Origin of the sequence: Flavobacterium cheonanense (assembly GCF_039539185.1) — a bacterium.
GTDB lineage: Bacteria > Bacteroidota > Bacteroidia > Flavobacteriales > Flavobacteriaceae > Flavobacterium > Flavobacterium cheonanense.
Window position 1 is genome coordinate 415,413 of sequence record NZ_BAABCT010000001.1, and the last position, 13,372, is coordinate 428,784.

At 29.6% G+C, this 13,372-nt stretch carries 15 protein-coding genes; 9 read left to right on the plus strand and 6 right to left on the minus strand.

Translation table 11 applies throughout. The features are described from left to right. The first annotated feature begins 196 nt into the window (after positions 1-196). The 5 genes from ABD766_RS02035 to ABD766_RS02055 all read left to right on the plus strand — a co-directional run bounded on the left by ABD766_RS02035 (position 197) and on the right by ABD766_RS02055 (position 4,263). Positions 197-829, plus strand: coding sequence for a hypothetical protein (locus ABD766_RS02035; protein ID WP_344815145.1), 633 nt, complete (start codon positions 197-199; stop codon positions 827-829). Positions 830-1,112: 283 nt separating this feature from the next. Beyond that, the gene (locus ABD766_RS02040; RefSeq protein ID WP_344815146.1) at positions 1,113-2,006 is read left to right on the plus strand and encodes a hypothetical protein; all 894 of its coding nucleotides are present in this window, start codon (positions 1,113-1,115) and stop codon (positions 2,004-2,006) included. A 95-nt stretch (positions 2,007-2,101) separates the two neighbouring features. Next, complete coding sequence (locus tag ABD766_RS02045; protein ID WP_344815147.1) at positions 2,102-3,061, plus strand: hypothetical protein; 960 nt, start codon at positions 2,102-2,104, stop codon at positions 3,059-3,061. Positions 3,062-3,171: 110 nt separating this feature from the next. Further along, positions 3,172-3,732 carry a TPM domain-containing protein gene (locus ABD766_RS02050; RefSeq protein ID WP_344815148.1) on the plus strand — a complete coding sequence of 187 codons (561 nt, stop codon included), beginning with the start codon at positions 3,172-3,174 and terminating at the stop codon, positions 3,730-3,732. 57 nt (positions 3,733-3,789) lie between these two features. Next, on the plus strand, positions 3,790-4,263 hold the full coding sequence (locus ABD766_RS02055; RefSeq protein WP_344815149.1) for a hypothetical protein: 474 nt from the start codon (positions 3,790-3,792) through the stop codon (positions 4,261-4,263). A gap of 61 nt (positions 4,264-4,324) precedes the next feature. On the opposite strand, the gene carB is transcribed toward ABD766_RS02055, so the two are convergent. Beyond that, the gene (gene carB, locus ABD766_RS02060; RefSeq protein ID WP_344815150.1) at positions 4,325-7,177 is read right to left on the minus strand and encodes a carbamoyl-phosphate synthase large subunit; all 2,853 of its coding nucleotides are present in this window, start codon (positions 7,175-7,177) and stop codon (positions 4,325-4,327) included. A gap of 165 nt (positions 7,178-7,342) precedes the next feature. Beyond that, positions 7,343-7,504: a 50S ribosomal protein L34 gene (gene rpmH / locus ABD766_RS02065; RefSeq protein ID WP_008464848.1), complete on the minus strand. Its 162-nt coding sequence runs from the start codon at positions 7,502-7,504 to the stop codon at positions 7,343-7,345. A gap of 153 nt (positions 7,505-7,657) precedes the next feature. Between rpmH and ABD766_RS02070 the strand changes: the two genes are divergently transcribed. After that, complete coding sequence (locus tag ABD766_RS02070) at positions 7,658-8,173, plus strand: DUF2892 domain-containing protein (RefSeq protein WP_298304187.1); 516 nt, start codon at positions 7,658-7,660, stop codon at positions 8,171-8,173. A 103-nt stretch (positions 8,174-8,276) separates the two neighbouring features. On the opposite strand, the gene ABD766_RS02075 is transcribed toward ABD766_RS02070, so the two are convergent. Further along, positions 8,277-9,170: a lytic transglycosylase domain-containing protein gene (locus ABD766_RS02075; protein ID WP_344815151.1), complete on the minus strand. Its 894-nt coding sequence runs from the start codon at positions 9,168-9,170 to the stop codon at positions 8,277-8,279. Between the two features lie 50 nt (positions 9,171-9,220). Beyond that, positions 9,221-9,877 (minus strand): alpha/beta hydrolase, encoded by a 657-nt coding sequence (locus ABD766_RS02080; RefSeq protein WP_344815152.1) that lies wholly within the window; start codon positions 9,875-9,877, stop codon positions 9,221-9,223. Positions 9,878-9,983: 106 nt separating this feature from the next. On the opposite strand from ABD766_RS02080, the gene ABD766_RS02085 reads away from it, so the two are divergent. Then, positions 9,984-10,268 (plus strand): GNAT family N-acetyltransferase, encoded by a 285-nt coding sequence (locus ABD766_RS02085; RefSeq protein ID WP_298304181.1) that lies wholly within the window; start codon positions 9,984-9,986, stop codon positions 10,266-10,268. Between the two features lie 111 nt (positions 10,269-10,379). Here ABD766_RS02085 and ABD766_RS02090 read toward each other — a convergent pair whose 3' ends face one another. Next, entirely contained in the window at positions 10,380-10,865 is a 486-nt protein-coding gene (locus ABD766_RS02090) for a hypothetical protein (RefSeq protein WP_344815153.1), read from the minus strand. 195 nt (positions 10,866-11,060) lie between these two features. Between ABD766_RS02090 and ABD766_RS02095 the strand changes: the two genes are divergently transcribed. After that, on the plus strand, positions 11,061-11,402 hold the full coding sequence (locus ABD766_RS02095) for a hypothetical protein (RefSeq protein ID WP_344815154.1): 342 nt from the start codon (positions 11,061-11,063) through the stop codon (positions 11,400-11,402). A 34-nt stretch (positions 11,403-11,436) separates the two neighbouring features. On the opposite strand, the gene mtaB is transcribed toward ABD766_RS02095, so the two are convergent. After that, positions 11,437-12,780 (minus strand): tRNA (N(6)-L-threonylcarbamoyladenosine(37)-C(2))-methylthiotransferase MtaB, encoded by a 1,344-nt coding sequence (gene mtaB / locus ABD766_RS02100; protein WP_344815155.1) that lies wholly within the window; start codon positions 12,778-12,780, stop codon positions 11,437-11,439. Positions 12,781-12,976: 196 nt separating this feature from the next. Between mtaB and ABD766_RS02105 the strand changes: the two genes are divergently transcribed. Continuing rightward, complete coding sequence (locus ABD766_RS02105) at positions 12,977-13,348, plus strand: SpoIIAA family protein (RefSeq protein ID WP_344815156.1); 372 nt, start codon at positions 12,977-12,979, stop codon at positions 13,346-13,348. The last annotated feature ends 24 nt before the right edge of the window (positions 13,349-13,372 follow it).

Consider the following 13,372-nt stretch of genomic DNA (forward strand, 5'->3'; position numbering starts at 1 on the left):
TCGTTTAACGGAAAAAAAACTCTTTAAACCACAGCCACCTTGACGTTTATCGATAAAATTGGAAGTTTTTCAAGTGCCAACAATAAAATTCACAAACAAGAATAAAATTACATTTCTAAGAGAATCTTGTGTTTTTTGATTATTTTTACTTTTATGAATTGTGTTAATAGCTACTATATAAAAGTTATCAGGCATTTTGAGAAAAACCGAAAGAACATATAATCCAGAAGAAATACAACTACTGAGAAGCAGAAAATACTCGCTTTGGCAAAATTTTGAACATTTCGGAATGAAATGGATAGGAATAATATTAGTTCTTTTGATGCCATTTTTGCTTTTTGAAAAGTTTGTACAGAAAGTATCATCTGAAAATCAACTTGTCATTTTAATTCCGATTCTAATGATTTCAATTACAATTGTTATTTATTGGATGAATAAAAACGGAGAAATAGGCTGGAATAAAAAAGTGGAAAACGAAATAAAATACGGAAAAGCTCAAGTCTTAAATATTGAAACCGAAAAAGTAATTAAACGTGCTGAAACTTATGATTTGGGTTCTGGATTTTATATAAAAGTTTCTGAAAATGAAACACTTTATCTTCAAGGACAATATTATGATGAATTACAATATTCACGAAAATTTCCAAACACAAATTTTGAAATTGTAAGGTCTAATTTAACTCAAAATGAATTAATTGCAATATATTCTTTTGGAAAATATTTAAAACCAGAAAAAAAATTAAAACCGTTTACGAAAGAACAGTACGAAAAAAATGAAGTTGATTATGATGGAGACTTATTGAATATTCCGATTGATGAAATAAAATAAAAACGTCTGGCAACAGCTATTTAGCCCAGCTTCGCAAAGAGTTCCTCATAAAAGCTACGCAAATATCTCTTGAGTTTGCGTCATTTTTACAATTCCCTTGACATTTAACGATAAAATTGGGAGATTTTTTTCAAGCGCTCACAATAAAATTCACAACCAAGAATAAAATTACATTTCTAAGAGAATCTTGTCTTTTTTGATTATTTTTACTTTTATTAATTATTTTAAAGGCTATATATAAGTTAGCGGTAATATTAACACGCAACTATAAAAAAAAGACGAATTGAAAATAAATATAATATCTATATTAGTATTTTTAATGTTGCCTCATGGACTTTTAGCTAGTCCACAAGTTCCTGATTACATTATTTACAAAAATGATACCATACCAACCTATAATCTAATTGTAGAACAATTTCTCCAACAAAAGGAAAAAGACAATGGTCAATTATTTGGATTAAGTTTTAGAAATTCAGTAGATGGAAGTTTAGGAACTTCATTTAACTGTTGGCGAGGTTATCAAGCAATATATAAATTTGAAAATGATAGCTTATTTGTCATTGATATTATTAATTGTAACTCATTAAAGAATTTCAATAAGCAAACTTCAAAAAAATTTCTAACTGAATTTTTTGGAGAAAAAATAAAAAACAATAAAGTTTTTGTTGATTGGTATACTGACATAATAAGTTTTCCTTCAAAAAAAGATAAAAACAAAATGCTTCGATGGGATGGCGTATTTGAAAGAATATTTCTATATGAGACAGTTATAAAAATTGAAAACGGAAAGATTATTAAGATTAGTAATGAGGAAAATTATACTGACATTGAAAATGGAATTGAAAGATTAGAAAGAGACTCAATCAAGAACATTTTGTTTGATAGAGTAAAAAATTATAGTTGGAAAAAACTTGATAAATTTGATTGTTCTGACAAATATATCATAACAATTAATGAAGATGGAAAAGTTGGTGATATTAGAATGGCTTGGAGTGATGAAGAAATAAAAGAGTACTTTTCTAAAAGAGAATATAATCATTGTATAAAATCAATGAAAAAAGCATTATCTACCTTACAATTTGATATAATTAAGAGAAAAGGAATACCAATCAGGGAAGATATTATACTTGAAATTTGGATTGAAGAGAATGGAAATATTGAAAATTGGTCAGATTAAAAACCCAGCTTCGCAAAGCGTTCCTTTAAAAGATATCCAAACCACTACTGGACGTTAAAGCAAGTTTACCAAAAAAAAACCGAAAAAACAACAAAATGAGAATTAAAACAGTACAATTTTTGCTTTTTATATCAACTTTAGCATTCAGCCAGACTAACGAAAAAATATCATTAGAATGGAAAATATCCAAAAATGACACTTTGAAATATCAAACTACAATGAATGCTATTAAAGTAGAAAGCGAAGTTTCAAATAAAAATGACTCTACTTCTATTTTCTCTGGAAAAGACTTTGAGAAAATCCGAGAATCACTCTCTGAAATTAATTCAGCTATGAAATATCAAACTAATCTTTTCGTAAACAAGAAAGATGAAAAACAGATAGATATTGAAATGTTAATGTTGAATGATGAAAAAGATAATTCTGCTGAAAAATTAAAAGAAATGATGTCTCAATTAAATGTTGAGAATCAACAAAAAGGAAAAAAGAAAAAAAGCAAAGATAAGATTGATGAAATAGAAAAAGATAGTTTAAACTTTAAAAACCTTTTCAAAGGTTTAGTTGGTTTAAATGGCAACGTCGTTTTAAGAGGAAGAATTACTAATGGTGGAGAAATTATAAGTACATATTATAAAAATTCTCAAAAAAATCTAATTTCAATATTATTTGAACTTCCAAATAGGGAGGTTGAAATTGGAGAAAAATGGAAACTCAACTTAAGTTTAATCGAAATGGATCAAAACTTTGTTTGTGACAGCTTAAGTAAAGAAAACTCAGTTTATATTGAACAAATCATAGAAAAAGATGGTGACAAAATTGCTATAATAAAATATAATATAAGTGAGTATGTAAACGGAGATTTTAGCAATCCAATGGGTGGAATCTTTGGAATGGAAACTAACAAAAAAACATTTATGAAAATTTCTCATATTGCAACTGGTTATTTTTCTATTCTTAAAGGAAAATGGATTAATTATGAAGGTATAATGGAAACTGAAAGTAATATTTCATTGTTTGGAGGAAAATCAAAAACAGAATTTAAACTAATTGAATAAAACAAAACAGCTTCGCAAAAAGTTCTTCATAGAAGCTATGCAAACGTCTCCTGACTTTGCATTATTATTAAAATTACCTTGACGTTCATCAATAAAATCAAACATAATAAATGAAACAAATTTTTAAATATTTCTTTTTACTTTTTTTTGCTATTAATATTAATGCGCAGAATATAGAAAATGCAGAAAAAGACAGCTTAAAAATTAAATCAATTGAACTTTTTAGAGAAATTTATTGGAATAATATACCAAAGCCTGTAAGTTGGACAAATGATTATGAAGACTTATTTTCCGATTTAGAACAAACAAAACTTGATAGTATTATCTCAAAATTTGAAAGAGAAACATCAATTGAAATTTCAATAGTAACAATAGATACAATAAAAATATCTAAAGAAAAGTTTGATGATTTGACTTTGCACATGGCACAAACTTGGAATATCGGAAAAGTTGAAAAAGATAACGGAATATTAATCGGAATTTCAAAAGGCTACAGAAGAATTAGAATTCAAAATGGTAATGGAATTGAAAAAATTGTAACAAATGATGAAACTAAAGAAATAATCGAAAACTATTTCATACCAGAATTTAAAAAAGGTGAATATTATAATGGTACTTTAAATGGTTTGTGTGAAATTATTAGAATTTTGAAAGACAAATCGGAAAAATAAAAAAGTCAGTTGAGAAACGTTGAAGTAATAGTATAGCAGAAGACGAAAAAATAAAAAATGAAGTCAAAAATAGATATAACTGAATTTAGAAATCGATTAAAAGAGAATACTAAAATTGGCTCGCCAAGACTTAAAATTCGATTAGGTTTCTTTTCGCTTTTTACTGAAAATTCAAAATACTTTTACGGAAATTTTGACAATTCAACCTTTGAGATCATAAAAAATTCTAACTTTTTTCCAAGTTTTTATTTTCTAAAAGGAACATATAAAAACATTGAAAAAAGTTTGATTGTAAATTATACTATAGAACCTTTGGGCAAATTAAGAGTTGCTTATATAAACTACTTTCCAGTTATAGCAATGATTATCTTTAATTCTATCTTTTACTTTCATGCAAAACCACCAATAGAAATATACATCATATCTAATTTATTCATAGTTTTCATCTCTATCATTACGAGACTGAACATAATACGACAAAATAGAAACTTGAAAAGAAAATTCAATAAAATGTTTGAAATAACTGAATAAAAAAACATGCAATTTTTTTTCCCATAAAAAAATCCCAAACTTTCATTTGGGATTTTCTATTTTATTTACTCAAGTACATCTTACGTCTGCTATATAATTCGTAGAATTGATCATCTTTTAAATCATCTATGAATAAAATACTTTCACCTGTAGATTTCATTTCTGGTCCGAGTGCTTTGTTTACATCTTTAAACTTACTGAAAGAAAAAACTGGTTGTTTAATCGCATAACCTTTCAACTGCGGATTGAAAGTAAAATCGGTTACTTTGTTTACACCAAGCATTACTTTGGTAGCATAATTCACGTAAGGTTCGCCATAAGCTTTTGCAATAAACGGAACCGTTCTCGATGCTCTTGGATTAGCTTCGATGATATAAACGGTATCATCTTTTATAGCAAATTGGATATTTATTAATCCAACAGTTCGTAATGCCAAAGCGATTTTCTTAGTATGATCTTTTATTTGTTGCATTACAAATTCACCTAAATTAAATGGTGGCAAAGTCGCATTAGAATCACCTGAGTGAATTCCGCAAGGCTCGATGTGTTCCATGATTCCTATGATGTACACATTTTCTCCATCGCAAATCGCATCAGCTTCTGCTTCAATTGCGCCATCAAGATAATGGTCAAGTAATAATTTATTTCCCGGAATCGATTTCAATAAATCAATTACATGTTCCTCTAATTCTTGTTTGTTGATGACAATTTTCATTCCTTGTCCACCCAAAACATAAGAAGGACGAACTAATAACGGAAAGTCTAAACTATCAGCTAATTTAGAAGCTTCATCAGCACTTTCAGCAATTCCGAATTTTGGAAACGGAATATTTAATTCAGTTAACAATTCTGAAAAACGTCCTCTATCTTCGGCTAAATCTAAAGCGTCGAAAGAAGTTCCAAGGATTTTTATTCCGTATTTAGATAATTTTTCTGCAAGTTTTAAAGCTGTTTGTCCACCCAATTGCACGATTACACCTTCAGGTTTTTCATGACGAATGATGTCGTAAATGTGTTCCCAAAATACCGGTTCGAAATATAATTTATCAGCTGTATCAAAATCGGTAGAAACCGTTTCTGGGTTACAATTAATCATAATCGTTTCGTAACCACATTCTTTGGCTGCCAAAACTCCATGAACACAAGAATAGTCAAATTCAATTCCTTGTCCAATTCTATTTGGTCCTGAACCTAAAACTACGACTTTCTTTCTATCGGTTACAATACTTTCGTTATGAACGTATCTTTCGCCATATGCAGTTTGAATTTCAGCTTCAAAAGTCGAATAATAATAAGGAGTTTGTGCTTTAAATTCGGCAGCACAAGTATCCACTAATTTATAAACACGCTTGATGTTCATGTCGTCACGCAATTTATAAACCTGACTTTCCAAACAACCCAACATGTGCGCAATTTGTCTGTCGCCGTAACCTTTTTGCTTTGCTTCAAGTAATAATTCTTTTGGCAAAGTATCTATTTTATAGTTTGTGATTTCTCTTTCTAACGAATACAATTCTTCGTACTGTTTCAAGAACCACATATCAATTTTAGTAATTTCGTGAATTCTACTCAACGGAATTCCCATTGCAATAGCATCGTAAATTACAAAAACTCTGTCCCAACTTGCGTAAGTTAGTTTTTCAATAATTTGTTCGTAGTTTTTATAACCTTTTCCGTCAGCTCCTAACCCATTACGTTTAATTTCAAGCGATTGCGTTGCTTTGTGAAGCGCTTCTTGAAACGAACGACCAATTCCCATAACTTCACCAACCGATTTCATTTGAAGTCCCAAAGTTCTATCAGCACCTTCAAATTTATCGAAATTCCAACGCGGTATTTTTACAATAACATAATCTAAAGTAGGTTCAAATAAAGCCGAAGTAGATTTTGTAATTTGATTTTGAAGTTCATCTAAAGTATAACCCAAAGCTAGTTTAGAGGCAATTTTTGCAATCGGATAACCTGTAGCTTTAGACGCTAAAGCAGAAGAACGAGAAACTCTAGGATTGATTTCGATGGCAACAATATCTTCTTTTTCATCTGGTGAAACAGCGAATTGCACGTTACAACCTCCTGCAAAATTTCCGATAGAACGCATCATCAAAATCGCCATATCACGCATCTTTTGAAACGTTGTATCTGATAAAGTCATTGCTGGTGCAACCGTAATTGAATCACCTGTATGAATTCCCATAGGATCCATATTTTCAATCGAACAGATGATTACTACGTTGTCGTTTTTATCACGTAAAAGTTCTAATTCATATTCTTTCCAACCTAGTAATGCTTTATCAATCAATACTTCATGAATTGGTGACATTTCTAAACCATAAGTTAGTTTTTCGTCAAATTCTTCTTTACTATGTACAAAAGCTGCTCCTGTTCCACCAAGAGTAAACGAAGGACGAATTACTAATGGAAAACCAAATTCTTGTGCAATTTCTTTACCTTTTAAGAACGAAGTTGCCGTTTTTGCTGGCGCTGCAGGAATACCAATTTTTTCTAATAATTGTTTGAATTGTTCGCGGTCTTCGGTAATATTGATTGCATTAACATCAACACCTATCATTCTTATATTAAAATCTTCCCAAATTCCTTTTTCATCAGCTTCTAAACAAAGATTTAAAGCTGTTTGTCCACCCATTGTTGGAAGAACAGCATCAATTTGAGGATGTTCTTTTAGAATTTGGATAATGGATTTGGTAGTTAATGGCAATAAATAAACATGATCGGCCATACTTGGGTCGGTCATAATGGTTGCTGGATTGGAATTGATTAGGATTACTTCAATTCCTTCTTCACGAATAGAACGTGCCGATTGTGAACCTGCGTAGTCAAATTCGCATGCTTGCCCAATAACGATTGGACCTGAACCAATAATTAAAACCGATTTGATTGAATTGTCTTTTGGCATTGTAGTTAGTTTGTAGTGTGTTGTTATGTTGTTTTTTCAAAGATAATCTGTTTGATTTGAAAAGTAAAAAAATGATGGTTTAAACTTATCAAATTTTATAAACAGGTTTAAAAAAAAGCCGCTACTAATAAAAGTAACGGCTTGATATTGATTAGAATCTAATCATTATTTTTTGTGTCTTGGTTCTGAAGATACAGTTAACTTATGTCTTCCTTTAGCTCTACGACGCGCAAGGACTTTTCTTCCATTTGCAGAAGCCATTCTGTCCATAAATCCGTGTTTATTTCTTCTTTTTCTTTTCGATGGTTGAAACGTTCTTTTGCTCATTGCTTTTTATCTTTAAAATCGTATAATAATCTTTTCTTGAGGTCTTTTTTAAACCGAGTGCAAATATACAACGATTTTTATTACTTGCAAGTAGTTTTTTAAAAATATTTTAATTTCTATTTATTATCTTTGCGAACTTAAAAATACACTATTATGTTTCACAGAAATATCAAACTTATTTTAACAGGTTTAATCTTTATCGCCGCTATTTGGCAATTCACAGAAGGTAATATCGGAAATGGAATTTTCCTTATCTTATTGTCATTAATTCCTTTGTTTCTTTATTTTAAAAATGAATATATTTTAATGGCTTTCTTACAGTTACGTAAACAAAACTTTGAAGGTGCAAAAAAATGGTTAGCCAAAATAAAAAATCCTGAAACAGCTTTGGTACAAAAACAACAAGGATATTATAATTACTTGCAAGGATTAATGTTATCCCAAACTAATTTAATTCAAGCAGAAAAATACTTCAAGAAAGCAATTGAATTAGGTTTAAATATGGACATGGATTTAGCTGTAGCAAAATTAAATTTAGCTGGTGTTGCAATGTCTAGAAGAAGAAAATTAGAAGCAACAAACCTTATCAACGAAGCTAAAAAGCTAGACAAACAAGGAATGCTGAATGATCAGATAAAAATGATGAAAGAACAGATGAAGAAGATTTAGTATTCAGTTATGATGATACTTAAATAAAAAAGTTCGCAAAAATTGCGAACTTTTTTATTTTCAAAATATTTCTGCCAACTGAACACTGAACACTGCCAACTTACTAATAACCTTCGGTTGGAATTTCAATCAAATACTTTTTCTTAGTTGTATTAACTAATTTCTTATCTCGCAACCAAGGATTGTGGATTTTTAAAATTTTGTAATTGATTCCTTGTGATTTTGCAAATGTTGCTAAATCAGTTATAGAACTATCAACTTCAATAGTTTTAGTTGGAATGTTATCATACAATTCATATTTTGAAACATCAAAACCATAAAGTGATGGGTTTTTCATGATTTCTTTCAAAGCTAAAATTCTGAAAACATATCTTGATGTTTCGTCTGTTAATAATAAATCATAATAATCTGTAACTTTTTGCTCCGTGATTTTGTTGTTCACTCCTGTCATTCCTCCATTATAAGATGCTGCTGCAAGTGTCCAGCTTCCGAATTTCTCTTTGGCTTTCAATAAATATTTACAAGCTGCTTCGGTAGATTTTTGAAGATGGTAACGTTCGTCAACACCATCATTAACTTCCATTCCCTTTTCTTTAGCAGTATCTGGCATAAATTGCCAAACACCTCTTGCTCCTGCTGAAGAAACCGCATTGGTTAATGAACTTTCAATAACAGCCAAATATTTAAAATCATCTGGAACTCCATATTGTTTTAAAATAGGCTCTATAACTGGAAAAGCTCTATTAGCACGTTTTAAAATTAGTATTGTAGAAGAATGTAAATTAGCATTGATTAATAATTCTCTGTCAAATCGCTCTTTTACGTCGGCTATTTGTAATGGTGCTTTTTCACCAGCAAAGTCAATTTTTGTTGGAAAATATTGAGAAGTTCCTTCTTTAAATTGTTTTTCCTTTTTTTCGCCTGAAGTCGCATAAATAAAAGCTCCACTAGCTAAAACTAATAGTGCAGTTACACCTAAAATTTGTATCTTTTTCATATTCCAATTGTATATTTTTCAAAGCTACAAAAATCAAACCAAAATCAAAATCATTCTAAAATTATCTTTGGTAAATTTGTGTTAAACCATCGATATTTACTCAAAATCATTGCATGAGTTCCTCCTTTTACATTAATAAAATTTTTAATGTGTTTGACAGGAAAAACCTCATCAGCATCTCCATGAATATGAATAATCTCTGTGTCAATTTTAGTTCTATCCCAACAAATCATTTGCTCAATTGCCCAATCAAGATATTCTTTATTGCGCATGTGAAGGTATTTTTCGTAAAGTTTCAATTTCTTTTTCAAGGTATCACCAAAAGCGTACTTTGTCAATAGTTCAACATCTTGAAGCAAACCTGTAGGAAGTAATTTATAGGCTTTAGTAGTTTTAGCAATTTTCATTCTTCGAGGTAATTCATTATTACTACGAACGCTTGAAACGATAATTATTTTTTTAGTAGTAAGAAACTGTTTCATTTCCTGAACTAAAACGCCACCAAAGGAAACTCCAATCAAAACAGCATTCTCATGAGTTACTTTTTTTGCCATACGTTTGGCATAATCAACAAGTAATTCATTCTTTTCTGGCAGAAACCAGTGTAATAAGTGTACTTCGAAAGTGTCTTTTGGCAAATCAATCATTTCAAAGATTGTTGGACTTGCCGCTAGACCTGGCATAAAATAAACGTGTATCTTACTCATATTTTAACTTATTTCGGTGGCTTTATCCATATTTTATTCCGAAATTTGCATAAAATTAATTTATTTATCCCACTTATACATGAACTCAGAGTTAATTTTAGAAAAAATGGAAATTAAAGACAATACATTCGCTAGACAGTTTGAAACTTTGGTCGATGGAAAGTTGGTTTCTGTTGAATATTCGTTTCAAGAAAAAAAGATTTTCCTAACAAGAATCAATACTTTTGATGGATTTGACAATGAAGAATTTATCAATGATTTATTGAAGAATATTATGGAAATTGCTTACGAACGTAAATTAAAAGTGGTTCCTATTCTTCCTAAAATTGCATTGTTTTTTAGAAAAAATACAACTTATAGAGATTTATTGCCTCCTGGAATTAAAATATAAATTTTTTAGTAAATTCAAAAAAAAACCAAAAATCATGACTACATCGATTTTTGGTTTTTTTTGATAAAGAATTAAAGGGTAATTCTATTTTTTATTGAGTATTTGAAACAACTATTGTTTTGTAAAAACATATTTAATAGCATAATTTTCGGTTGTATTGTTATCTAAATTTCCTAGCACAATTCCGCTGCCTACTTCCATTGTTAATGTGTTTCCGTCTAATACCAAATTAACTGTTTCATCATTTTCCTTGTAAAACGTAACTAAATTATTATTTTTAGTAAAATCAAAATTAAATGATTCAAAAGAAGATGTTGAACTATATTCTATATTTTGATTTATGGTTTGCGAGAAGAAACCTATACCAGAGACATAACTTATAGTCCCTGAAGTAGTATCAATAAAATTGATTTGCGAATTTGAAGCAATTTGAGTGAAGTTTTTTGTTAAAACACCATTTACAAGAATAGGACTTTCAGTTGTCAAAGACGTTAATTTCCAAACGCCTGCCATAGCAGAAGTTTTTTTAGTAGCATCATCATTAGAACAAGAAATAAAAAAGATTGCAATTACAAATAAAACACATTTTTTCATCATTGATTGTTTGATTTTTTAATATCAAGAACAAAAATATAAAGCGAATTTCATTGTATGAAATAAAAACGTCTAAATGAGAAGAAATCGGTTAAACAGCCAATAACATTTAAAAATAGCCTAATCAGCTAAATAAATTAAAAACCTAAAACTCTTTACTGATAATTTAAATTAGAATTTTTTTCATAATTTTATAGGATGAATTCCGAAGAACTAAACCTAAATATAATTTCATTTTTTGAAAACATCCAAAAATATTATGGTTGCAAAACCGAAATTACAGAAGGATTATTTTCAGAATTAGAAGATTTAGATGCCAATCTTACTACATGGAATTTATCTGAATTTGATTTAATTCGTTCTGCATATCGTAACAATGGCAAACGATTTATGTTTGAAGGAAACTCTATGTACTATGAAATTTCTGGTGAAAGAATCATCGATTTCAAACAACCAGGAAGAAATAAATATGAATTTATAGAAAAATATAGTGAATCTGTTTTTAGGATTACTAAAATCAGGTTTAACTATAAATATTAGAAAATCTAATTTTTAAAATTCCAAATTCTAATACTTAAACAGTTGGGATTTGGAATTTTTCGTTTTGGAATTTCAATCTAACACTTCCATCTTCGTCTATTCTTGTCAAATTGATTTCGTGCAAAGTATTTACTAATTCAGGATTCCAAGGTGTTTTAACTTTTACGTAATTTTCGGTAAATCCATGAATGTAACCTTCCTTATTTTCACCTTCAAACAAAACAGTTCTGTTGGTTCCAATTTGACTTTCGTAAAAAGCACGACGTTTTTTAACTGACAATCCTCGAAGCATTTTACTTCTTTTAGATCTCACATTCATAGGAACAACATTTTCCATAGTTGCAGCTTCAGTATTGTCTCTTTCAGAATAAGTAAAAACGTGCAAATAAGAAATATCCAACTCATTTAAGAAATTATAAGTTTCTAAGAAATGTTCATCGGTTTCACCTGGAAAACCTACAATTACATCAACACCAATACAAGCATGTGGCATCACTTTTCTGATGTTCTCAACTCTATCAACATAAACTTCACGTTGGTATCGACGTTTCATTTTACCAAGAATTTCATTACTTCCAGATTGCAATGGAATATGAAAATGAGGAACAAAAGTTCTACTTTTTGAAACAAAATCGATTGTTTCGTTTTTCAACAAATTAGGTTCAATGGATGAAATTCGTAAACGTTCAATTCCTTCTACTTCATCTAAAGCTTTTACTAAATCTAGGAAAGTATGTTCGTGTTTTTTGTTTCCGAATTCTCCTTTTCCGTAATCACCAATATTTACACCAGTTAGAACAATTTCTTTAATGCCTTGTTGTGAGATTTCATAAGCATTTTTAAGAACATTTTCTAAAGCATCACTTCTTGAAATTCCGCGTGCTAATGGAATTGTGCAATACGTACATTTGTAATCGCAACCATCTTGAACTTTTAGAAAAGCACGAGTTCTATCGCCAATGGAATAACTTCCTACGTAAAAATCGGCTTCTTCAATTTCGCAAGAATGCACTTCGCCCATATCGTTTTTGGACAAATCATTAATATAATCGGTGATTTTAAATTTTTCTGTAGCACCAAGAACTAAATCAACACCATCAACGGCAGCAAGTTCTTCTGGTTTTAATTGCGCATAACAACCAACGGCAGCAACAAATGCTTTATCATTGAGTTTCATGGCTTTTTTTACTATTTGCTTGAATTGTTTGTCGGCATTTTCTGTAACCGAACACGTATTGATGACATACATATCAGCAACTTCTTCAAAATCTACTCTATCAAAACCTTCGTCTTGAAAATTACGCGCAATTGTTGACGTTTCTGAGAAGTTCAACTTGCATCCTAAAGTGTAGAATGCTACTTTTTTTCTGTTTTCCATAAGTAAACTCAATTAATGAAATCGTTGTCAAAAAATTGAGAGTGCAAATTTAAGTAATTTTAAATCAAAACGTAAACTACATATTTGATTTTCTTTAAAATAAAAATAACACGTTAATTATACAATATCTTAAAATCATTATGTAATATTTCTAATTTATAATAAGTGAATTTTACACTGATAAAAAATTAATATTATGATAGTAGAAATAGCAAATGAAGGAAAAAAATTTATAGGTTTTAGAGCAGTTGGTGATATTAATGCCGATGATTTTACAACAGAAGTCATTCCAAAAGTTGAAGCTTTTGTAGCTAAATATGACACCTTAAATTATCTTTTACAAATTGAAACCGAATTATCAAATTTTACAGTTGGTGCTTGGCTTCAAGATGCCATTTTAGGTATAAAAGTGTTTTCAAAATGGAACAGAGCCGCAATAATAACCGACACTCAAGGTATCAAAATTTTCACTGAACTTTTTAGCAAAATTATGATTGGAGAATTTAAATGCTTTAATCATGATGAGTTGGACGCTGCTATTATTTGGGTTTCTGAAGAAGATAAATAAGAGTAATCTCAAAATTTAAAACAA